Raw genomic sequence first — 23534 nt, 5'->3', positions numbered from 1 at the left:
TTTTTAAATTGCCCCGTGAAGCCGAGCCTAAAAACGCGTAAAATCCTGCGCCATGACAACTGCAATCGCGCCATCAGAATTAACGCCTGAAACCCAGCACGTAAAAACGCCTGAAACCGTCTTAAAAGAGGTATTTGGTTACGATGCTTTTCGCGATGGTCAGGGCGAAGTTATTCACCAAGTATGTGAAGGAAAAGATGCACTTGTTTTGCTACCTACAGGTGGCGGGAAATCGCTGTGCTATCAAATCCCTGCACTGGTGCGAAGCGGCACCGCTATTGTTGTTTCACCGCTTATTTCGTTAATGCAAGATCAGGTAGAGCAGCTGAAAGCTCTTGGCGTAAACGCCGCCTATCTTAATTCCACGCTGGAAGCCGACGAACAAGCGCGCATAAACGATGCACTCCAAGCTGGTAAGCTGGATTTGCTTTACGTTTCGCCTGAACGTTTAATGCAGTACTACTTTCAGCAGTCGCTAGCCCACGCCGAAATCGCCTTATTTGCCATTGATGAAGCGCACTGCGTTTCCCATTGGGGTCATGACTTTAGGCAGGATTATCGCGCCTTGGGTCAAATAAAGTCTCGTTTTCCCACTATTCCTGTTATTGGCCTAACGGCTACAGCAGATTCAGCGACACAAGCAGACATACTAACGCAGCTAAACCTAAACGACCCGCTCGTTTACAAAGGCAGCTTCGACAGACCCAACATTCGCTACCGCGTAATGAGTAAGTACAAGGCTTTCGATCAGGTTGTCGCTTATGTTAAGCAACAAGAAGGTAGCGGCATTATTTATTGTAACAGTCGCGCTAAAGTCGATGACCTACACGCAAAGTTGTTCAGACAAGGATTTCGCTGCGCGGCGTATCACGCCGGTATGGATAACGACGAACGAGAATTGGTACAACGCCAGTTTCTTAACGACAAAATCGATATTGTGGTTGCCACTGTTGCCTTTGGTATGGGTATCAACAAGTCGAACGTACGTTACGTTGTGCATCATGATGTACCGCGCAGTGTTGAAAGCTATTACCAAGAAACTGGGCGCGCCGGGCGAGATGGCCTAGAGTCTGAAGCTTTATTGTTGTTTGACGAAAAAGACGCAGCGCGTGTAAAGCAGTGGATAGAGCAAGGCGAAATAGCCGAACGCAATCAAATAGAGCTACAAAAATTTGCGGCTATGGAAGCCTTTTCCGAGGCGCAGACCTGCCGCAGGCAAGTACTGTTGAACTATTTTTCGCAATTTAGCGACAGCGCCTGTGGCAACTGTGATATCTGTCTAGATCCCCCTAAAATGATAGACGGTTTAGTGATAGCGCAAAAAGTACTGTCGTGCGTACTTAGGCTCTCACAACAGGCCTCTAGCCAGTACGTAATTGACGTATTGCGAGGCAAGCAGCTAAGGCGCCTCCAAGAGGCGGGCCACCATCAGCTTTCTACCTATGGTATAGGTAAGGATAAATCGGACAGCTACTGGCATAACATTATCAACCAGCTTGTGCATAAAGGGCTTATTCGCGTTGATATCACTGCTCACGCCGCATTGAGGTTAACGGAAGCCGCACGGCCCGTGCTAAAAGGCGAAGTTGCCGTTCAATTAGCGGTACCGCGACTTGAATTTAAGCCCGATAAGAAAAAGGCAAAGCAAGCGCCCGCTAACTACGACAGAACCTTATTCACACGTCTTAAGCACCTGCGCAAAGTGTTGGCTGAAGAAAATGAAGTGCCGCCGTATGTGGTATTTAGCGACGCCACTTTGGTTGATATGGCGTGTAAGCTGCCTACTACACGCAACACGTTATTAGAGGTAAGCGGTGTGGGCCAAACCAAATTGGAACGCTACGGCGAGGCCTTTATTCAGCTCATTGACGACTATATAAATCGCGACCACTAAAGGCTGTACAGCCAGCTGTAGGCTTACCCTCTCGCCGGCCACAGGCCATGGCAGCTTATTGTGCCATACACATTAAGCGTAAGCGTATTCACCACCTTTTTCTAACGCTGCTTTGTAAGCTTCTCTGGCATGAACACGCTTTACGTAACCTTGGATAGCGGTGAAGTCTTTAGCACGGCCGCTGGCCACCAGCGATTCAAGTGGAAATATCATTTGTACATCAGCGCCGCTAGGTTTATCACCTGCAAACCATGTATTTTTCGCTAAATAAGACTCTACGTATCGCAAACTTTGAGCCAAGTTAGGACCATAGTAGGCATTGAGAATACCGTCTATTAGCTTATTAGTGATAGGTTTTATGAAAAAGGGTTTAGAACCTTTCTGCCGTGCTTTTTCTAGCACCAAATTGGCCACCAATGGCGGCATTAATGAACCTTCAGCGAAGTGAAGCCAGAACCAATATTGTTGAAGTGCTTCGGGATCTTGGGGAACAGTAAATGCGTCGGTAGCGTGATGGCGAACTAGATATTCCACAATAGCGCCAGATTCTGCAATTGCACCGTGTGGCGTAGTAAGAACAGGCGAGCGCCCCAAAGGATGAACAGCCCGCAGCGAGTCAGGCGCCAGATTCGTAGTGCTGTCTCGTTGATAAAATTCTATTTTATACTCTACGCCTAGCTCTTCTAAAAGCCACAAAATTCGCTGTGAGCGAGAGTTATTTAAATGGTGAAGTGTTAGCATACCTCGTCCTTAATACGCTTAGTTTAACGCTATTGTTTTTGTGTTGTACTATATACACTTTTTAGAGCAAGCGGGTTTACTAAAACCAATAAATTGATAACTTCTATGCAAAACCTCACCAAAGAAGACATTCTACAACACGCCCTTGTTAACGAAGGCAGCGTAGAAATTCGCACTGCACTACCCGCTACCCCACTTAAAACTCAACAGTGGGCGGAACATTTTTGTGCTCTGTTTAATTTCAAACTTTCAGAGACAGATTGGGGTGCGGACCGGTTTCAGGCAATTATCACCGCAAATGCAAGCAACACAGATTTGCAGTGTATGCTTTGTATTGAATGGCTTTGCGAAGCGATATGGCTGGAACCTATAGGTACGCAGCAGTCGCCATCGGTAATTTTTAACTACCTTTTGCAAGCATAACGCGTAAATTATCACTGTACGTTGAGTTTGGCTTTTCGTTAAAACTAGTATTATTCTAAGGGTAGCATCCAAAGGATTAGAGGGCTTAACAACACATATTTCGCCTTTATAAACATCCTCTTACTATGTGGTTCAAGGAATTAACGAGTGGTAATAGCCCGGCTATTTAAGTACGTATCAGCTTTGCTCATCAGTTGGATGTTGCTAAGCCTAAACGTTTCGGCTAGCAGTCAGCTTACTGTCAACGAGTCCTTTGAGCGGGAGATTGTTAATCTCCATGCGCGCTTGTCTGTTGCCCCCACTAGCGCCACATATTTTGATGTTTTAAATGGCAACATAAAGGATACGTCAGCCAACGCCTCTTTTACTGATGAGCGCATATGGTATTCCACCGAACTCATTCATACAGGCTATAGCCCGATCCCATTAGTGCTTAATGTTGACCGCTTAAACGTTGACGATTTACAGATATTTCTTCTTGATAGTAGCGAGCGAATCATCAAGTCCTATCGGTACCAAGCAGGAAAAGGTGATTATTCCTTAAAGCAGCCACTTCCTAACATACGGCTTTCTTTTATTCTCCAGCCTTATCAAGACGCTCGCTTACTGATTGCGGTAAAAGACGAAGGACTTAAGTACTTTCCCATCACCTTGTGGGAAAGAGACTTACTCGCACAGCATGACACCAATATGCTTACGTTACTGGGTGCGGTAACGGGGGTTATGGCGTTAATTGCGCTCTATTTCTTGTTTTCTTATTTGTATCAGCGTATTGCAACACGGTTTTGGCTTACCATGTCATCGCTTGTACTCATAGCGTTGTTATTTATAACAGCAGGAGGGTTGGCAATTTGGCCAAGCCTAACTAACGGCAGCGAGCACTTCTATGCCGTCTGTTTTTGCATGTTGTTATTGTGCATCGCCAAAGTAACGCACCATCTTTTCACCCGTATTCCCATTGCTTTGCGGACCCTAAGTTATCTTGTACCCGTTGTGGCTACCGCCTACTGTTTTACTGTGAATACCTATATCGTGTCTATCACACTTCTGCTGTTGACTGCAGGCATGGGGCTTTATCATGTTTTACTAGCACTAGTATTTAAAGATAAAGGGAGTCGTGCAGTTAGTATTACCTATACCCTTGCCTGGCTTTCTTTTTTTGCTTTTTATGTGCTAGTAACGCAAAACCTGTTCAGTAACTTGGTTTATACCGTAGACGTTGCTATAGGAATGCTGTTCTTTCTCACTCTCGGCTTTCTGTGTTTTGGCTTTGCTGTCATCGCTAAAGAAGATGTGTTAAATCAGCGCCAACTTTCAACGCAAGCAGAAACAATATCAAGCTTAAATCACTTCTATGACTTATTTAGGCATTCAGCGGAAGGGCACTACACCTCAACATTGGATGGAAAGCTTATTTCCGTTAATCCGGCCATGTGTAACGTATTCGGCTATGAAAACGAAGAGCAGATGCTTGCCGAAGCAGAGAACACAAAAGTGTTTTACGCCAGTGCGGAAGATAGACAGGTTTTACTCGGTGAAATATCACAAAACGGTCATGTTACCGGTAAGGAAATTAGAGGTAGGCGACGTGATGGTAGCGAATTTTGGTTCTCCCTATCCTGTCAAATCCGAGAAAATAACGAAGGCGACTTTCTCTACGGCTCTATTGTAGATATCACCGAAAAGAAGCAGTCAGACTTGAGCCTGCAGTATTTAGCTACCCATGACTCGCTAACTGGCGTTTATAACCGACGCCAGTTTGAATCCATGTTTAAGGATAAAGTCGTTAACGCAAACGACACACCTGTGTGTTTACTGTTTTTAGATCTCGACAGGTTTAAAGTTGTTAACGATACCTGTGGCCATAAAGCTGGCGATGTACTTATTAAGGATATTGCCCGCTTAATTGAGAACACCTTGCTTTCAGACGCGCAATTGGGCCGCCTTGGTGGTGATGAGTTTGGCATTATCTATTCAGATATTGATACCGATGCCGTTTATGTAAATGCGGTAAAGATCCTTAACGCCGTGCAGGCTTATCGCTTTATGTGGGACAACCGCATTTTCAACTTAGGCGTAAGCATAGGTATGGTGGTATGCGACGATACCGACGTCGACCCGGGCCAGTATTTAAGTATGGCCGATGCCGCATGTTACTTCGCTAAAGAGCAAGGCAGAAATCAAGTTCATCGATACAATAAAGATGATGAAAGTATGCAGCGCTACCAGCGCGAGCTTGATTGGGTATCTTCTATTAACAACGCGTTAGAAGAAGGTCGCTTCGAGCTTTTTTATCAATCGCTAAGACCGCTAAGTAAAACCAGTGACGGGCACTACTACGAAGTCCTGCTGCGCCTTAGGGAAAAAGACGGGAAACTTGTTGAGCCCGCCAACTTTTTACCCACGGCGGAGCGATTTGAGATGAATGTCAGTGTTGATAAATGGGTAGTAACAAATACCTTCAAATGGCTATCTGAAAACCCTGAGCACCTGGCACAATTGAAACGATGCAGCATCAACCTTAACTGCCACTCACTGGCAGATAGAGATTTTACCTTGTTTATTCTCAATGCATTCGAAACTTTTAATATCCCGTACAACAAAATATGTTTTGAAGTTATTGAGTCGGTAGCCATCATTAAAATGGAAGTCACTCTTGCCTTTATGCGTACCTTTAACCGTCTCGGGTGTTCTTTTGCCCTCGACGACTTTGGCAGTGGCTTCTCTTCATACAATTATCTTAAAAGCTTACCCGTGAGCCAGGTTAAAATTGACGGTATGTTTATTAAAGATATGCTAAATGACAGTGTAGATACGGCTATGGTTGCCTCTATTAACGATGTGGCCAAAGCCATGGGTATGCAAACTGTTGGGGAATTTGTTGAAGATGAAGGCACCATGGCACAGCTAGGCAAAATGGGCGTTGATTTCGCCCAAGGCTACGGTGTTGCTAAGCCCGCGCCTTTACGAGAGTTTAAGCCCCTCTGATAACTATCCCTGATACACCCTTTGCGAAAAAAGTGATAGCACAAGCGTCAACTCGCGTATAATAAAATGGTAGACTTGCAAAAATAGAAGTCGTCCCCACTTATTGCCCACTGTCCAAAGTGTAGAAGTAACATGAGTAGCAAACAGCCTAAATACGAATATGTCAGTACCGCAAAATTACCCACAAGAATGGGTGATTTTAAAATACACGGCTTTGTTGAAGCCAGTGGTCAGGAGCACGTCGCCCTTTCTTACGGAGAGTGGAAAGAAGATGACGTAGTGCCTATTCGTATTCATTCAGAATGTTTAACCGGTGATTCTTTATTTAGTACCCGCTGCGATTGTGGTTTTCAGTTAGAAAAGGCCATGCAAAATATTGTAGATAACGGACACGGTGTATTGCTTTACTTGCGCCAAGAAGGCCGCGGCATTGGTCTTTTAAACAAAATTCGCGCTTATAACCTTCAAGATAGCGGCATGGACACCGTTGAAGCTAACGAACACCTTGGTTTCGATGCAGACCTGAGAAGTTACGACATTTGCAAGCTCATGTTGGACACACTCAATGTTAAACACGTTGAACTAATGACAAACAACCCTAAGAAGCTTGCTGCATTGAAAGCTCTGGGAATAGATGTTGTAGCAAGAAAGCCGATAGATCACGGTATTACGAAAGACAACAAACACTACCTTAAAACGAAAACAGAGAAGCTCGGTCACGCCTTCGACCCGCATGTTTTCAAATAGCTAGAGACATTGGCTAAGCCCATAAAAACTAGCATTCTTTATCTTCTAAAGGCGCCCACTACAACAATGTGGGCGTTTTCTATTCAGCTTCGGTTAATTATCGTTCAAGCATAATGCATTCAGACTTACCACATTGCGCGCAAAAAGCCGCGGCTTTCAGCATAGCAATGTAAGGAGAATGTATGAAAAACATAACCTTATCGATAGTTATAGCGCTGTCCAGTGCGCAGGCGCTGCCTGCACTTGCTCAATCGAATACGAACCTTGCTCAGGTTTCGTCTTCAGCTCAGCAATATTCTGATGCCGAATTAGATAGTGCACTTGCGCCCATTGCCCTTTACCCCGATACACTGCTTACCCATATTTTAATTGCTTCTACCTACCCTTTAGACGTAGTTGCAGCCGATCGATGGCGTCAAAGCAATAAGCATTTAACGCCTGAACAAGTAGAGAGTGTATTAGATGGCGTAAGTTGGGACCCGAGCGTGAAAGCACTCGCGCCATTCACCGAGCTACTTAATACCTTGGCCAGTGATCTCGAATGGTTACAGCAGCTTGGCGACAATGTACTTATTGACCAAAGTCGAGTGTTAGATCGTGTTCAAATACTTAGGCAGCATGCCCATAACACAGGTAACTTGGTAACCAACGACTACATTGAAGTTGAAAGAGAACGAGAAAGCAGTCGAGAAATTATTTATATAGAGCCGCGCCAGAGAGAAGTGGTTTATGTGCCATATTACGACCCACATGTTGTCTACGGTAACTGGTGGCACCCAATCTCGCCAATTCGCTGGAGACACCATGTAAGCTACCATCACCATAGCAATGTATACTGGTCTCCAAGCGTTCGCCTTTCTGCCTTCTTTTTCTTTGGCAGCGTGCATTGGCACAACCGCCATGTGGTCATCCATCGCGAGCCAGTGCGCAGGTATTATCACGGCAGCCCCAGAAAACGTGTAGTAAGCCATGACTATCGCCGCTGGGAGCATAACACTGTGCATCGCCGGGCACGTTACTCTAACCGCGTAGTTCACAGTGCGCCTGCGCGCTATGAGCATGCTGGTGTAACGCGCGCAAAACATGTTTCCAATAAACATATTAGAACGACGAATCGTGCAACGCATAACGACAATAAGCGTTCGGTTAGATCTGTGGCACGTACCGATAATGCTAAACAAGCAAAGCGGACGATCGAGCCCAAGCGAGTAACGCCTCTTAGAGAAACTCGTTTGCCGAACAAGCAAAACTCAGTGAAGCGCAAACAGTCGATAGAGCATGCGCTGAAACGAAATCAAACGGTGGCTAAAAGGGAAAAGCCAACGCGAGACAATACACTTAAAGCGTTGAAACGTGACAAGCCAGCTAGAATAACGCCATCGCCACAATCTAGGAAGTATGCAAACAGAAATGGTGAAGTGCGAGGCATAGCGAAGCAAAACGTTAATCGTCAACGGATTGAAAGGACGAGCCCTCAACACCGTTCAATTGCCCGTGAAAGTAGTAAACCTAAGCCTGTAGAACGAACATCTAGCCACAGATCGGTAAAACAGTCTCAGCGAGTAAGACCACAAAGGCAAATATCTCGAGTGGAGCGCAGCGTTTCGAAAGGAAATAGCATAAAGCGGTGATCTTAATAGTTAGTTTTAAACGCTCGCCTTTCAATAAACTCGTTCAAGAACGGTTAGTTAAATAGCGGCTTGCAAATTAAGAGTTTGCACGCCGCTTTTTTATTTTGTTCACTGCGCTGACGCGTGGAATCTCACTAAAGCCTCTACAAAGCGAAGAGGAGACTGGGGGTCAAGGTTGAAATACAGCGAGGGTTCAATGAGCTCAAGCTCCATTATCGCCCAGTTATTACCCTGTCTAACCAAATCAACCCGCGCATACAGTGCGTCACACGGCATAGCTGCCAGTGCTTTTTCAGCGATAGCCAATTGTTCACTGTCTACGGCAATGGAGTGCAAACTTCCGCCATGCTCTTCTTGTACGCGAAAGTCGCCTTTTTGTGGCACCTTCTTAATAGCATGGCTGAACTCCCCACCGAAATAAAATAACGAGTATTCACCCTCATCAACAACACTACTTAAGAACGGTTGGATCATAAAATCCCGCTGTTGAAATGTATCGAAAAGTACTCTCTGATTTACATGCCCCTCACGCCAGTCGGCGGCAGAAAGCTTGAAAGTATCATCAGCGTTAGCACTAAGCGTGGGTTTAATCACCACAGCGTCACAGCCAAATTGCGCAAACGCTTCATCTATAACATTGTTATTGAACTCGCTTCCCCACATTGTTTCGACAATAGGAACCCCTTTACCCTGCAAGTCTTTAAGGTAGTGTTTTTCAATATTCCACTTCATCAAGAATATCGGGTTTAACAACACCGCACTCGACGCCTCAATGTCTTCTAAACAAGCTAAAAATTCTTTAGCGTGCTGCTGATAATCCCATGTGCTGCGAACAATAACATAGTCAAACTTATTCCAATTTGGTGATGCGCTATGCCAGGAGACCGTTTTTACAGTCCACCCGCGTTGTTCGAAAAACGGTATTAATAATTCATCATAGACGAAAAAATCTTCAAGATTATCGGTCGATAAAAAAGCGATAGCAGGCATAACTGAATCCTTAATTTACACGGGCTTCGGCGCATTAAAGTTTTGTAATAATTCAAGTATCTATACCAAAGTCAAATGGCGTAGACACCGCAATCTGCGTAGACTGGGGCGAAATTAGCACACCTATCATTTTTAACCTACACTTATTCCAAAACAACCATTGGAGATTGGCATGCAGTACCCTTGGCTCCTTGAAGGTCATAAAATTTTTCGTGTTGTAATTGTTGTACAATTACTCATCGCTGTAGCTATTGGTGTGTTTACAGGTGAACTTCTACCTGCGTTTATCTTTGGTGTACCTATTGCAGCTTTGCCCCTTGTACTTAGCCTTCAAAACCCTTATTCGGCGATAAGCCGTCACGCAATGGCTATAGGTGTTCAGCTACTTACCGCACTACATATTCATCAATCTTTTGGGTTGATTGAAGTTCACTTTGAAATTTTCGTACTTCTTGCCTTTCTTTCTTATTTCCGAGACTGGAAAGTAGTGGCGACAGGAACGGCGGTTGTAGCCGTTCATCATATCTCCTTCTTTTTTCTGCAGGCAGGTGGTGCGCCAGTAATTATTTTTGAAGAAGGTCACGTCGCCTTCACTATTTTGCTTATGCACGCAGCCTTTGCTTTAACAGAAGGTGGCGTATTGATTTATATGGCTAAGCAAGCCCACCAAGAAGGTGCAGGCGCCGCCGAACTACGCCTAGCCATTGAAACCATGCAGCAGACTGATGGCAAGCTTGATTTGTCCGTTGAGCTAAATCGCGACAATAAAATAGTAAAGCCTTTCGCTGAACTTATTGATCAAGTGAAATCCCTCATTGAACTTGCTTCTAATTTGACTGATGAAGTAGTTAAAGGGGCTTCAAATATGGAGTTAGCGGCTAATAACATGTTCGAAATTAGTAGGAATACTGACCAAGAACTTGCCATGGTGTCGGCATCGTCAGAAGAAATCGCACAAACCATGCAGCTTTCAACAGAGCAAACTACCCTTGCTAGTGATAAAGCGTCGGCAGCGCAAAACGCGTCTCAATCTACGCGGGATTCTATTTCTAAATCCAGTCATACCATCGACTCGTTGCGCAATACGCTAAATGCGGCTGCGCAAACTAATACAGCGCTAAATGAACAATGTTCACATATTTCTGATGCCATGCGCTCAATTACTGCTGTGGCTGAACAAACTAACTTACTTGCACTCAACGCTGCTATAGAATCGGCCCGCGCTGGTGAACACGGCCGTGGCTTCGCCGTGGTAGCCGACGAAGTTCGCACACTTGCAATTCGCTCAAAAGAAAGTGCAGACCAAATTACCAGTATTACCGAACAGCTTGTTGCGCAAACAGCAAGCTCGGTTGATCAAATGCAAACCTGTATAGAACTGGTCGATGATGCCGTGGTTTCAAGTGATAGCGCTACTTCGGCTATGACAGAAATAATGCAGCAAATTCGCGAAGCCAGCGAAAGTATGACTGAAATTGCCACCTCCGCTGTGGAACAAGAAACCGCATCAGCTTCCATTGCGCAAAGCACCGCGCGATTGAGTGAACTTACTTCTGAAGAGCTTGCTACCGCTGAGTCATTGGCAGGTGAAGTTGAAGTGTTGTCACAAATATCTCAGCGCATGCGCGGCGCTATTGAACGCTTTAAGCTTTAAGCCCAACACTTAAAGTACAGGCGAAGGCGTTTTGCCTATGCATAAAAAGGCGAGTTGGCTATTACTAATATTATGGGCGGTGGGTTTACTCACCGCCTTATTAGTCTATGGGCAGCGTCAGCTATCAGAGTTCGACCCCAACGGCGAATTGCTGCACCGCACTACTGCGCCAGACTTCGACGCATCCCTCGTTGCAATACTAGAAAAACAGGATATCCGACCAGGTTCTATCATTCATGTGGGAACTCAGTCCCGCTGCTATTGCGATACCCTTACAACACCCCACCAATCTCAGCTTCTCTCAAAACTCGGCGACGACTTTCATCAAGTCAGGCTGAATGTGGAAGACGTACCTGAACTCGCAACTATGCTTGAGGCTGTGCCGGCCCTTATTGTGTTAGATAAACACAAGCAACTTCGCTATTTAGGCCCATATGCCACAGGTTATGGATGCTTTACCGGCAAAAACCTCGTCGAACAAGTGGTAAGCTACACTACGCAACTTCCCTATGCAGGTGCCGTTGTTAATACTGATGCTACAGGTTGTTTCTGCTAAAACGCTGGCATAAATTATGTAGCCTCCTTTGTATCTCGTAACATCAATTGAGATAGCGCAAAAAACGGGCAAATCTTGCACGCTCATTGCTATCTCGTGAAAGCTTTACAAGGAGTCCACTATGTCTAAGCACGCCATCCTCTATCGCATGGTTACCCCAGAGCATATTTGTCCTTTTGGACTCAAATCAAAAGACCTGCTTGAGAGAAAAGGCTATAAGGTTGATGATCATCATTTAACTAACCGAAGTGAAACCGACGCATTTAAAGAAAAGCATAGTGTGAAAACAACCCCGCAAACGTTCATAGACAATAAACGTATTGGCGGTTATGACGACTTGAGAGATTACTTCAATTTAAAGCAAGAAAGTGAATTTGGATCGCGCTACACACCTATTATCGTAATTTTTTCCTTAGCGGCACTCATGGTGTTTGCCCTTATGCTAAAAGGCGGCCTACCAGCAGGATTAGAGCCTTTCATATTGAATTTTATTGGAGTGGCTATGGTGATACTTGCGCTTCAAAAGCTGCAAGACTTAGTGGCTTTCTCAAACCAGTTTATCACCTATGACTTATTAGCAATGAAGCAGGTACGATACGCGTATATTTATCCTTTCGCGGAAGCGTTTGCCGGGCTTGGCATGCTTGCAGGGTTCCCTGCACTATTGGTTTCACCTGTCTCCATTTTTATCGGCGCTATTGGTGCAGTTTCAGTTATCAAGGCGGTTTATATCGATAAGCGCGAGCTTAAATGTGCCTGTGTTGGCGGAAATTCAGACCTACCCCTTGGCTTTATTTCACTGACAGAAAACCTTGCTATGCTAGGTGCGGGTCTTTATATGTTTGCAAGATGGCTAGCCTAGTCTGAAAGATTGTTGAGGCTAGATAGCCCTTCGTCCTATTGAGTGTCTTCGATAGGACGACTCATGCCTTTTAGGTGTGACACTACGCTGCGGCCCAAAGCACTTAAATCATAGCCGCCTTCGAGCATACTTACGATACGGCCTTCGCAACATGTATCCGCAACGGCGCGAAGCTGTTGGCTTACCCAGAAATAGTCATCTTCTACTAGGCGTAGATGAGCCATTGGGTCTTCAGCGTGAGCATCAAAGCCTGCAGAAATAAATATCAGTTCAGGTTGAAAGTTGCGTAATGCATCGAACCAATGCTGCACTTTTTCCCTAAAAACGTCTCCAGTAGCACCAGCCTTAAGCGGTACCGAGAGAATATTACTTGCTGAAACAGGCGAGCCACTGTGTGGATAAAAGGGATGCTGAAAACTACTGCACAACATTATGCGCTGGTCGCCGGCTACAATTTGCTCGGTACCATTTCCGTGGTGCACGTCAAAGTCGACAATGGCAACCCGTTTTAGCTCATAGTTTTGAAGCGCGTAGCGAGCGGCTATAACAATGTTATTAAAAATACAAAACCCCATAGCACTGTCGTATGTTGCATGGTGTCCGGGAGGCCTAGTGGCACAAAAGGCTTGCCGATCATTGCCTTCCATTACCCAATCGACAGCATTACACCCTGCTCCCGCCGACTCTAGCGCAGCGTTTAAGCTGTGGCGCATTAAACCTGTGTCTTCATCTAACCAAGCCACGTTGTCTTTGTTTTCCGAATAGAGCGTTTTTTCGTGGTCGTTAAAAATAGATCGAGCTGCATGCTCAAACACACTTTTCACGTAATATGGGTCGTGGGCTAGTTTCAAGTAGGCTTCGGCAATGGGAGTGGCGTCAGCATGCTCACACACCATATCTAATCCTGAAGAAAGCAATTGATCGTCAATAGCAAATAAACGGTCTGGCGATTCGGGATGATCCTTGCCTAAATCGTGTTTGGTGCCGTGCTTGCCGCGAAATATTTTAATTGTCATGCAGTGATGCCACGTCTAGTACTAACTCTATATCACTGGGGTCGCCAGTAAATTTCCGTTTAAATTTAGCTTGCTCGAAAATAGTGATCATGGGGCTATTATCGCCACGCACATAGGCCATCATTTTCGCAATGCCTCTTATTTTTGCTACCGTGATAAGCTCGTTTAAGAGACGGCTTGCCATGCCTTTACCTTGCTGGGTTTCCCGAGTAACAAAAGCAGCTTCGCAGGTATTGTCGTTTGGGTTGTAGTAGAAACGGCCCACCGCGTGAATAGTAATGCGCGAGCCCTCTTGCCTCACAATACACAGCGCCGCATCAGAGCTTTGGTCTACCGACACCAAGTTACACGACTTCTCGCGAGACATTTGTTTGGGGTCGTAGTTATAGCGCAACCTTAATGTCTCTTTTGTGTGGGAATAGAAGAATTCTTGCAAGCGCCTTTCGTCCGCCGGATTCAGCGGGCGCATATAAAACGTCTCGCCCTGAATATTGAGTTTTTTAAGCTGAATAGCTCCCAGCTCTGGGATATCTGTGGGGTACTTTTCTTGATAATGGGGCACCCAATAATGCTGACGCACTTCTTCTAACAGTGCTGCACGGAACTTGGGGTGGGCCACGCGAATAAGCTCTAGCGCACGCTCTCGAATACTCTTACCTTTAAGTGACGCTATACCGTATTCGGTTACCACATACTGTACATTGCCACGGGAGGTTACCACGCCTGCGCCTTCGCTTATACGCGGTGTAATACGTGAAATAGTTTCATTTTTTGCGGTAGAAGGAAGCGCGATAATGGCTTTACCGCCTTTACTAATAGACGCGCCAGTGACGAAATCAACCTGCCCACCTATGCCACTGTAAAAGTCATAGCCCAGTGAGTCGGCTACCACCTGCCCGGTTAGGTCCACTTCAAGAGCACTGTTTATGGCAACCATATTGTCGTTTTTGGCAATATTAGTCGGCTTGTTAACATAGCTACTTGGGTAAAATTCAATATGCGGGTTGCTGTCGATTAAATCGTATAGCTGGCGGGTACCAATGGCAAAGCTGGTAACAATTTTACCGGGGTGAAACGTCTTTTTCTTGTTGGTTATAGCGCCAGATTCCAACAGTTCGATAATACTATCGGTAAGCATTTCGCTATGAATACCTAAATCTTTGTGATTACACAGGTATTTCAGCGTGGCGCTGGGTATTTTTCCGATACCAAATTGGAGCGTTGCGCCATCATCTACCAGCATAGATACGTACTGGCCAATACGTTCTGCGACTGAATCTATTGGCGGCGGCGTCACTTCTACTAGTGGCTCCTCCGCTTCTATACACGCCGTTATCTCACTTATATGAATATAAGAGTGCCCAGAGGTTCTCGGCACCTGAGGGTTAATTTGAGCAATGACTTTTTTACTTTGCCTGATAGCCGACATTGCAATATCTACAGCTGGGCCTAGTGAGCAGTAGCCGAATTCATCAGGGGGGCTTACATTGACAAGGGCTGCATCGAGCGCCAGCGTGCCATCGCTAAACAAACTTGAAATTTCAGATAGGAATACGGGGGTATAGTCGGCGCGACCTTCATCGACAGCTTTTCTCATGGCTTCACCGCCAATAAAAAACGTATTCGCTTTAAAAAGGTTTCTATACTCTTCTTTTACCCAACGAGTATCGCCTAAGGCCAGCATATGCACTAATTCGATGTCGCTGAACCCTTCGCTATTATCAATAAGGTGCTGAACCAACGCGTGCGGTACCGCCGCGTTTCCGCCAACAAAGACACGACAACCCGACTTTATCAGCGACGACCACTGCGGCGCTTGAGGTAAGTTAAATGCCATTTCCACCTGCCCTGTTTTAAGCAATACCCCATCATGCCATAAATACAGGCAATTTCATGTATTAACCCGACGCAGCGCTATAAGCGATTAGTCTTACCCTTACAAACTAATACGCAGATACAAAAAAGCCTACATCATCGATAGTTACCTCTGCGGCTATCGATAAGTAGGCTTTCTAGCAGAATTTTTAGCTTTTAATTGCTAGGCGTTACTTTTCGTATAGATTGCTAAGCATAGATTCCTAACGAAGCTCGGTAGCATAGCTTAAGAAAACTAAAGATCAGCAGCCGTTGCCATGGTACTTAGCGCCCTAGTAGCGGAATTTCTCCAACCAATTTCTGAAGAAAGGTGAAATAACGGACTTACTGTTCGCAAGGCGGTGACCATCATTTAGAAGTAGCAGCTGCGCCTTTTGATGGCGGGCATACTTAAGGCTGTTCTCAATTGGCACAATATCATCGTTCCAGCCGTGCACTAGGCTAACATAGCCGTCGTACGGAAAGCGCTGAACTTTATAGTTGGGCAAATAAAGCGCAGGCGCCATTAAAAATACGCCTCGGGCAGAGATTTGACTGGCAGCGGCAAGTGATACATAGCCGCCCATGCTCGAGCCCACCAATACAACGTCATTGCATTTTTCGGCAATAGTTTCTTTCAAGCGCTCTAGGCGGGCTTCGGGGCAGTCGAGATCTTGATAATCGATACTCTCAACACCAAAGCCCATATCGTTTGCTACATTCGAAAGCGTGGTTATCTTACTGCCCCATGGCCCGCTTTCTTTACCGTGAGAAAAAACAACCGTGGTCATTACCAATATCCCTATGTAAAAAATGAAAAATTTCTTCCCACTCTAGCGTACTTACTCGTTACTTGTCTTCCTTATGGAATAGTTTTTCTACCATAACGTAAAACATGGGAACGAAAAATATGGCTAAGAAGGTTGCAGCAAACATACCGCCCATTACTGCAATACCAATAGCATTTTGGCTTGCAGCGCCTGCACCACTGGCAAGTGCTAGAGGCGTCACCCCTAAAATAAATGCCATAGACGTCATCAATATTGGGCGGAAACGCTGAGCAGCCGCATTAGATACAGCAGTCATCAGGTCTTCACCTTTTTCGTACTGCTCTTTAGCAAACTCTACGATAAGAATGGCGTTTTTCGCTGCTAAACCCACCGTTGTTAAGAACGCTACCTGCAAATACACGTCATTCGGTAAATTAAAGATAAAGGCTGCAGTAACTGAGCCCAATATTCCTAATGGCACCACTAGCATTACTGCAAACGGTACCGACCAGCTTTCATATAGTGCAGCTAAGCAAAGGAATACGACTAAAATTGAAAGCGCATAAAGCATAGGCGCCTGAGACCCGGCCTCTTGTTCTTCATAAGATAAGCCTGACCATTCAATGGCAAAACCAGCAGGTAATTGTTCAACCAACTTCTCCATTTCAGCCATCGCTTCACCTGAAGAAATTCCTGGTGCCGCACTACCTTGTATATTTACCGACGATATACCGTTAAAGCGCTCTAACTTGGGCGAGCCATATACCCACTCAGTTGTAGAGAAGGTGCTGAAAGCTACCATCTCACCGTCGCTATTGCGCACAAACCATTTATCGAGGTCTTCTGGCGTCATTCGGTGAGGAAGGTCCGCTTGCATGTAAACCCGCTTAATTCGCCCTTTATCAATGAAGTCGTTTACATAGCTTGAACCCCAGGCAATTTGCAGCGCACTATTGATATCACTTAGATTTAAGCCAAGCGCAGACGCCTTTTCACTATCAATATTAATTTTGAATTGGGGAACATCACTTAAACCGTTAGGACGGACACCCGCCAATTTCGGGTTTTGCGCAGCCATACCTAACAGCTGATTACGGGCATTCATAAGGGCTTCATGGCCGTTACCACCGCGGTCCACCAGCTGCATATCAAAGCCCGTAGCATTACCTAATTCCATAATAGGTGGCGGCACAATGGGAAATGCTGATGCATCTTGAATCTGACTAAATGCGCCAAAAGCTCGCTTCATCACTGCGAAGGCCGAGTTACTCTCGTCGCGTACACTCCAGTCGTTGAAGTTTAAGAACGCCATACCGGCATTTTGCGCTTGTCCTGCGAAGCTAAAGCCCACTACCGCAAACATACCGTTAACCGCTTCGCTCTCTTCTTCAAGAATGTAGTCTTCCACTTGCTTGATGGATTCGAGCGTGCGGCCCGCGGTAGCGCCTGGAGGAGTACTGACCAACACCATCATTCGACCTTGGTCTTCATCGGGAAGGAAGGCACCAGGAAGCTGACTGAAGATAAACACCATCCCACCAACAAGTAAGCCATATACAACGAAGTAACGCTTAAAACGCTTCGCCATGTGATTGGTGGTTTTCTGGTAGCGGTCACGCCCTTTGTTAAATGTGCGGTTGAACCACCCAAAGAAACCTTTATTTTTATCGTGATCCTCAGAGTGCTGCTTCAATAACGTGGCACATAAAGAAGGCGAGAGCACGATAGCTACCAGTACAGAGAACGCCATCGCTGAAACGATAGTTACTGAAAACTGACGATAAATAGCCCCGGCTGAACCGCTAAAAAACGCCATAGGGATAAATACCGTTGATAGTACCGCGGCAATGCCCACAAGAGCGCCAGTGATTTGTGACATAGACTTCTTAGTCGCTTCAGCAGGCGGTAAGCCTTCTTCTTCCATAATGCGCTCAACGTTTTCTACAACAACGATAGCGTCATCAACAAGAAGTCCGATAGCCAGCACCATGGCAAACATGGTCAATACGTTGATACTAAAACCAAAGGCTAATAGCACCGAGAAAGTCCCAAGTAGTACAACAGGTACCGCAATGGTGGGAATAAGTGTTGCGCGCCAGTTTTGAAGAAACAGCAGCATTACTAAGAAAACCAACACAACCGCTTCGATAAGCGTATGTACTACTGACTCTATAGAAAGCTCGATGAAAGGCGAACTGTCTACGGGGTAAACCACTTTCACCGTATCAGGTAGGTTCGAGCGCAGCTCTTCAACGCGAGCTTTCACTGCTTTGATAGTGTCTAGCGCGTTTGCGCCAGAAGCAAGGCTTATCGCCATGCCAGACGCGGGTTTGCGGTCGTAACGAACAATAACATCGTAACTTTGCGCACCCAGCTCTACTCGGGCCACATCACGCACACGTACCTGAGAACCGTCTGTGTTCACACGTAGCACGATATTTTCAAAATCTTCAACGGTTTGAAGGCGGCTTTGCGCCTGAATAGTGGCGTTGATTTGCTGATTTTCGATAGCAGGTAACCCGCCCAACTGACCTGCTGAAACATCGGTATTTTGGACCTGAACTGCGGCCTGTACGTCGGTTGGCGTTAGGTTGAAGCTGTACAGCTTGTCTGGGTCTAGCCAAATACGCATAGAGCGCTGCGCACCAAAAACTCGTACGTTACCTACACCGTTTACCCGGGAAATAGGGTCCTGAAAGTTTGAAACGAGCATGTCACTTAGGTCATACTGCGTCATCGAATCGTCTTCAGAATAGAAGCCTACGGCTAATGCAAATGCACTGTTTGCCTTGGTAACGGTAACCCCTTGCTGCTGAACCTGCGTTGGCAGTAAGGGTAACGCGCCCTGTACCTTATTTTGAGTCTGGACCTGGGCAATATCAGGGTCTGCACCAGGCTCAAACGTCAGGGTAATCGACATGCTGCTGTTAGAGCTACTTGCCGAAAAATAACGGAGATTATCGATACCCGTTAAGCTTTGCTCAATGACCTGCGTTACCGAGTTTTCAACGGTTTCTGCGGAAGCACCAGGATAAGTTGCCGAGATAGTAACCGACGGTGGCGCTACCTTCGGGTATTGTTCAATGGGGAGTGAGGTTATCGCCAACACACCCGCCATCATTGTGATAATTGCCAGCACCCATGCAAACACGGGCCTGTCTATGAAAAAACGAGCCATATTACTTAAATCCCTTGTTTGCTATCGTGAGCCACGTGAAGATGGTTGCCATTCTGACGGGTTAACTTTCGCCCCAGGCTTTACCTTCTGATAACCAGTTACGATGACTTTTTCGCCTTCATTTACGCCGCTTATTACCACGTATTGATCACGGTATATCTTGCCGATTTCTAATGTTCGGCCTTCGACCACGTTGTTCTGGTTCACTACGTAAACAGAAAGCGAACCGTCTGGCTGGCGAGTCGTCGCACGCTGAGGAACCAAAAGCGCGTTTTCACGTCCAGTAATAACATGGCCCTTTACAAATAAGCCGGGAAGCAACACACCATCAGGGTTTGGCATTTCGGCGCGAAGGGTAACCGAGCCCGTAGATTCATCTACGGTCACTTCTGAAAACTTCACGCTACCTGTTTTTTCGTAACGCTTGCCGGTGACTTCATCTACAGTCAGCTCAACATCCATTGAGCCCTGCTTACGCATAGACTGACGAAGTGTAATGATAGATGCGCCAGATTCCTGCATATCAATATAAACAGGGTCTAACTGAGTAATAGTGGCTAACTGCTGTGCTTGGTTTGTGGTAACCAATGTGCCTTCGGTAACATATGAACGGCTAATTCGACCGCTTATGGGCGCGTATACCTTGGTGTAACCCATGTTTACCTTTGCTACATCTACTGCCGCTTCTGCCACACTGATAGCGGCTTGTGCCTGATCTTTTTGCGCAATTACGTCATCGTATTCCTGCTTACTTACTGCATTTTGCGCAACAAGGTCATCATAACGTCGCGCCTTAGCTTCCAAGGTCTTTAAGTTTGCTTGAACACTTTTCAGATCCGCTTTTGCACTGTTTAACTGGGCTAGGTAACGTGCCTCATCAATTTGATACAGCTGCTGCCCTTTTTCCACATATGCACCTTCTTCAAACAAACGCTCAGTGATAACGCCATCCACCTGAGGTCGCACTTGCGATTGGCGCGACGGGCTTACTCGCCCTGGCAACACCATTTCATGTACTACAGGTTGCTGTTTCAGCGTAACTACCGACACCGATGGCGCCGGCATACCTTGCTGAGCACCTTGCTGTGCTTGCTCGCCTTCATTCGAACACCCAGTAACACCTAATAGTGTTATTAGTGCTGCAGTAACATAAAAAATGCGACTCATAAATTTTCTATTTCCCAATAACTTTCACATAGAACGCGAATTGCGTTCTATACGGATAAATTAAACGTAAGTTTTGCTTCCAATGCGCCGATTCATCCTAATCCTATAACTTGGACATGAGGACAACCGGAAAAGACGTGGCATAGTTAAGCGATAATTGATACGAATCTACGCTCTTATAGGTCATATTGTGCGCATTTATCACATACAAGAAAAGTCAATGAAGCTGAAGTTACCGATGTTGTCGGTCAATTACCGAAGCCTGTATACATTATGCGAATAATACGAAGTTGAACGCCAATACACGTTCTATTTAAACGAATAATAACGGCTAAGAGTCTGATAGGCGTGGATGACTGCTTGAGCACCTTGCTGTGTTCCTCCTTTATCAGGGTGTGCCGATTGCAGCGAGCGTTTGTAGACACGTTTTAACTGCAGCAGCGTGACAGGCTGGTTCAGGGAAAGACCGAGCAAAGCATGCGCTTTTTCAATATCACCTTGCGTATAGCTGACAGTATCTCCCTTCAGCATTCTTTCCCAAAACGCGTTTAGCAGGTTATCGACCGTATCGCGATCAGCCTCTTCAAAATTCCCCCAGTCGAGATAATACGTTGCAAGTGGGTCAGGGTTTTCCAGCGTCGTTACACCTAGATCATCATTGCTTTGCGCCAAATGACGCTCGTTAAACAGGTTTAGCTTTATGCCAAGCGCGTGAATCTCTAACACACCTTCGTTTTGTTCTATCCAATACTGTCTCAACTGATACAGTGCATGAAACAGAATAAAGTGCGTTCTAAAAAGCATGAGCGGGTCTCGCAAAGCATCTTCATCAAAAAGCTGATAAGGCGGCTTTTTTAATATTTCAATAAGCGCATATTCAGTAATGCCATTGATAAACTGGCTTTTTTGCGTCGATAAGATATCAACGAGGATTTCAGCTTGCATTGCGTACGTGTGACTGGTGTCCGGTTGTGTATACAAAACCTTAGTACCTTTAACTTAATGCCGATAAAAAGACAGGACCAGTGTACAAATATGTTGCACGCGGGCCTAGTCGAATTTTTCTTTAACGAAAGTAAACCAAATTGCCGCTTTCGCTGTTAAAGTAGGTTGGTCAAACTAAAAAGAATAACTTTGGAGTTCCCTTGAAAGCACTCATTGCCCTTACCAGTATTGTTGGTTTTTTAATGGTGGTGTTACCCGGACCACTATATCAGTATGCTGGTGTTAGTTTAGGCACCGCATTTACATCGCTTCGCTTTGGTGTATACGTAGGTGGTGCAGCGCTAATACTCATTATTTTACAAGTATTGATTAATCGTAAGAACGTAAGTTGGGGTAGTACATTTGTATGTGCTGTTCTTGCTCTAGTAGCCGTTGGCATGCCCGTTAGCATGATGAGTAAAGCTAGCGCCGTACCGCCAATTCACGACATTACCACTGATGTAACGAACCCACCTGAATTTGTTGCCATTGCACCGCTTAGAGAAGGTGCGCCAAATTCTATTGCCTATGAAGGCGGTAATGTGACCAAGCAACAGCTTGAAGCGTACCCTGAGATTAAAACTCAGCTGCTTCCTCAACCTATAAATCAAGTTTATATGGCTGCCGAAAAAGCCATAGAAGCACTAGGCTGGGAGCGTGTCAACGAGGGCGCACTGCCAAACACACTAGAAGCCACAGATACAACAGCGTGGTTTGGTTTTAAGGACGATGTGGTTATTCGCTTAACAGTTAAAAGCGACGATACCCTTGTTGATATTCGCAGTAAGTCGCGCGTAGGTAAAAGTGACTTAGGCAAAAATGCTGAACGCATCGAAACCTTTATGGCCGAGCTCAGAAATCAACTAGGTTATCACTAAACCGACCTGAAAAGCTCAGCAGATATATAAAAGCCCGACAGTGAATCACTGTCGGGCTTTTTATTTTTATCAATCTATTAAACGGGCTAAACACAGCCGTTAAAACCAGAGCTCGGTTTTGTAGTACTAGTGCGCGAGTTTGAGCACTACTACTCCAGCCACAATAAGCGCTACGCCGAAGTAACGCGCTAGTGACGATGGGTCGCCGTAAAACATCACGCCTACCAAAAACGTGCCCGCGGCACCTATACCTGTCCATACAGCATACGCTGTACCTATGGGTATTTGTTTTTGTGCCATCCAAAGGCAAAAACCACTGGCAGCCATGAAACCTATGGCTAGCAGAATTCCCATAATGCGGGTTTCCGCCTCTTGCGACATCTTAAGTCCTACGGGCCATCCAATTTCCAGTAAGCCCGCAACAATCAAATAAATCCAGCTCACTTATGTATCCTTCAAAACAGCAGGTTTGGCTTATTTGTAAAAGTATACTTATTCGTTGAAAGCAAGATACTCAACGCACCTTAGTATTTTGCTATTCAGCGTTTTTTCACTAAAGGCTCGCCAGCTGGATACTTACCATCCCCAAAACCGCAGCATTTAAACGGTTAAACCAACGCCAAAAATTGGGCCGCTGCATATGATGGGCAAAACGTGCTGTAAGCGTACTTAAACCGATAAACCAAACGATAGATGCACCTATCGCACCACCCACAAACCACCATTTATTTTCCTGCCACTGGCTCGCCAGATTACCCATTAACAGCAATGTATCTAAATAAAAGTGTGGATTTAGCCAAGTTACTGCTAGCGCAATAAGTAGCGCTTTTTTAAACGACAGCTGCTTTTGTGCCATTTCTAATACAAGGGCATCATTAGCCAGCGAAGACTTTATTTTGTTAAACGCAATCCACAACAAAAAAGCTACGCCAGCCCACTTTGTTACGGTAACTAGCATTGGATACTCTTGCAGCAATAAGCCAAAGCCCATAGCACCCAAACTAATAGAGATGGCATCGCTTAGAATAAACAGTAAGACAAATAGCGTGGTCCACTGTTTTTTTCATCGACTGCTCAATCAGAAAGCTGTTTTGCGCACCTACTGCGATAATAAGGGTGCCGCCCATTACAAAACCACTCGTTGCTGCCGCTAACATGCTAAATGCCTCTTAAAATAATAGATTGAATGTACGCTTCTATT

General features: G+C 45.5%; 18 protein-coding genes and 1 pseudogene. 9 read left to right on the top strand and 10 right to left on the bottom strand.

The features are described from left to right. Positions 1-52: 52 nt before the first annotated feature. Positions 53-1894: a DNA helicase RecQ gene (recQ, locus tag IW644_RS10725; protein WP_269917592.1), complete on the top strand. Its 1842-nt coding sequence runs from the start codon at positions 53-55 to the stop codon at positions 1892-1894. A gap of 72 nt (positions 1895-1966) precedes the next feature. On the opposite strand, the gene IW644_RS10720 is transcribed toward recQ, so the two are convergent. Beyond that, the gene (locus IW644_RS10720) at positions 1967-2635 is read right to left on the bottom strand and encodes a glutathione S-transferase (RefSeq protein ID WP_269917591.1); all 669 of its coding nucleotides are present in this window, start codon (positions 2633-2635) and stop codon (positions 1967-1969) included. 105 nt (positions 2636-2740) lie between these two features. Here IW644_RS10720 and IW644_RS10715 point away from each other — a divergent pair, with 105 nt between their 5' ends. From IW644_RS10715 to IW644_RS10700, 4 genes are all read left to right on the top strand, one after another. Next, on the top strand, positions 2741-3058 hold the full coding sequence (locus IW644_RS10715; RefSeq protein WP_269917590.1) for a hypothetical protein: 318 nt from the start codon (positions 2741-2743) through the stop codon (positions 3056-3058). Positions 3059-3205: 147 nt separating this feature from the next. Next, the gene (locus tag IW644_RS10710) at positions 3206-6046 is read left to right on the top strand and encodes a putative bifunctional diguanylate cyclase/phosphodiesterase (protein WP_269917589.1); all 2841 of its coding nucleotides are present in this window, start codon (positions 3206-3208) and stop codon (positions 6044-6046) included. A 132-nt stretch (positions 6047-6178) separates the two neighbouring features. Next, the gene (ribA, locus tag IW644_RS10705; RefSeq protein ID WP_014947836.1) at positions 6179-6793 is read left to right on the top strand and encodes a GTP cyclohydrolase II; all 615 of its coding nucleotides are present in this window, start codon (positions 6179-6181) and stop codon (positions 6791-6793) included. Positions 6794-6975: 182 nt separating this feature from the next. Continuing rightward, complete coding sequence (locus IW644_RS10700) at positions 6976-8424, top strand: DUF3300 domain-containing protein (RefSeq protein ID WP_269917588.1); 1449 nt, start codon at positions 6976-6978, stop codon at positions 8422-8424. Positions 8425-8532: 108 nt separating this feature from the next. Here the strand turns inward: IW644_RS10700 and IW644_RS10695 are convergent, their stop codons facing one another. Beyond that, positions 8533-9414: an ATP-grasp domain-containing protein gene (locus IW644_RS10695; RefSeq protein WP_269917587.1), complete on the bottom strand. Its 882-nt coding sequence runs from the start codon at positions 9412-9414 to the stop codon at positions 8533-8535. A gap of 172 nt (positions 9415-9586) precedes the next feature. On the opposite strand from IW644_RS10695, the gene IW644_RS10690 reads away from it, so the two are divergent. The 3 genes from IW644_RS10690 to IW644_RS10680 all read left to right on the top strand — a co-directional run bounded on the left by IW644_RS10690 (position 9587) and on the right by IW644_RS10680 (position 12486). Further along, positions 9587-11068, top strand: a complete 1482-nt coding sequence (locus tag IW644_RS10690; RefSeq protein WP_269917586.1) for a methyl-accepting chemotaxis protein — start codon at positions 9587-9589, stop codon at positions 11066-11068. Positions 11069-11105: 37 nt separating this feature from the next. Then, entirely contained in the window at positions 11106-11624 is a 519-nt protein-coding gene (locus IW644_RS10685) for a DUF6436 domain-containing protein (RefSeq protein ID WP_269917585.1), read from the top strand. A 121-nt stretch (positions 11625-11745) separates the two neighbouring features. After that, positions 11746-12486 carry a glutaredoxin gene (locus IW644_RS10680; RefSeq protein WP_269917584.1) on the top strand — a complete coding sequence of 247 codons (741 nt, stop codon included), beginning with the start codon at positions 11746-11748 and terminating at the stop codon, positions 12484-12486. 35 nt (positions 12487-12521) lie between these two features. Here IW644_RS10680 and IW644_RS10675 read toward each other — a convergent pair whose 3' ends face one another. The 6 genes from IW644_RS10675 to IW644_RS10650 all read right to left on the bottom strand — a co-directional run bounded on the left by IW644_RS10675 (position 12522) and on the right by IW644_RS10650 (position 21452). Next, positions 12522-13502: a histone deacetylase family protein gene (locus tag IW644_RS10675; RefSeq protein WP_269917583.1), complete on the bottom strand. Its 981-nt coding sequence runs from the start codon at positions 13500-13502 to the stop codon at positions 12522-12524. Then, positions 13492-15339 (bottom strand): bifunctional acetyl-CoA hydrolase/transferase family protein/GNAT family N-acetyltransferase, encoded by a 1848-nt coding sequence (locus IW644_RS10670; protein ID WP_179981989.1) that lies wholly within the window; start codon positions 15337-15339, stop codon positions 13492-13494. The genes IW644_RS10675 and IW644_RS10670 overlap by 11 nt, the downstream gene beginning before the upstream one ends. A 310-nt stretch (positions 15340-15649) precedes the next feature. Beyond that, the gene (locus IW644_RS10665; protein WP_118490741.1) at positions 15650-16147 is read right to left on the bottom strand and encodes an alpha/beta hydrolase; all 498 of its coding nucleotides are present in this window, start codon (positions 16145-16147) and stop codon (positions 15650-15652) included. A gap of 58 nt (positions 16148-16205) precedes the next feature. Beyond that, the gene (locus IW644_RS10660; protein WP_269917582.1) at positions 16206-19304 is read right to left on the bottom strand and encodes an efflux RND transporter permease subunit; all 3099 of its coding nucleotides are present in this window, start codon (positions 19302-19304) and stop codon (positions 16206-16208) included. A gap of 21 nt (positions 19305-19325) precedes the next feature. Next, positions 19326-20471 carry an efflux RND transporter periplasmic adaptor subunit gene (locus IW644_RS10655; protein ID WP_269917581.1) on the bottom strand — a complete coding sequence of 382 codons (1146 nt, stop codon included), beginning with the start codon at positions 20469-20471 and terminating at the stop codon, positions 19326-19328. Positions 20472-20780: 309 nt separating this feature from the next. Further along, positions 20781-21452, bottom strand: coding sequence for a DNA-J related domain-containing protein (locus IW644_RS10650; protein WP_269917580.1), 672 nt, complete (start codon positions 21450-21452; stop codon positions 20781-20783). A gap of 164 nt (positions 21453-21616) precedes the next feature. On the opposite strand from IW644_RS10650, the gene IW644_RS10645 reads away from it, so the two are divergent. Beyond that, positions 21617-22333, top strand: coding sequence for a DUF1499 domain-containing protein (locus IW644_RS10645; protein ID WP_269917579.1), 717 nt, complete (start codon positions 21617-21619; stop codon positions 22331-22333). Between the two features lie 126 nt (positions 22334-22459). Here the strand turns inward: IW644_RS10645 and IW644_RS10640 are convergent, their stop codons facing one another. Both IW644_RS10640 and IW644_RS10635 read right to left on the bottom strand, forming a co-directional pair. After that, positions 22460-22777 (bottom strand): DMT family transporter, encoded by a 318-nt coding sequence (locus tag IW644_RS10640; RefSeq protein ID WP_118490751.1) that lies wholly within the window; start codon positions 22775-22777, stop codon positions 22460-22462. Between the two features lie 109 nt (positions 22778-22886). Then, positions 22887-23490 (bottom strand): annotated as a pseudogene (locus IW644_RS10635) (LysE/ArgO family amino acid transporter). Between the last annotated feature and the right edge of the window lie 44 nt (positions 23491-23534).

Source organism: Alteromonas sp. PRIM-21 (assembly GCF_027563165.1).
In the GTDB taxonomy this organism is placed as follows: Bacteria; Pseudomonadota; Gammaproteobacteria; order Enterobacterales; family Alteromonadaceae; genus Alteromonas; species Alteromonas macleodii_A.
Note: the sequence above shows the minus strand (reverse complement) of the source record. Positions and strands in the feature narration are given on the sequence as shown.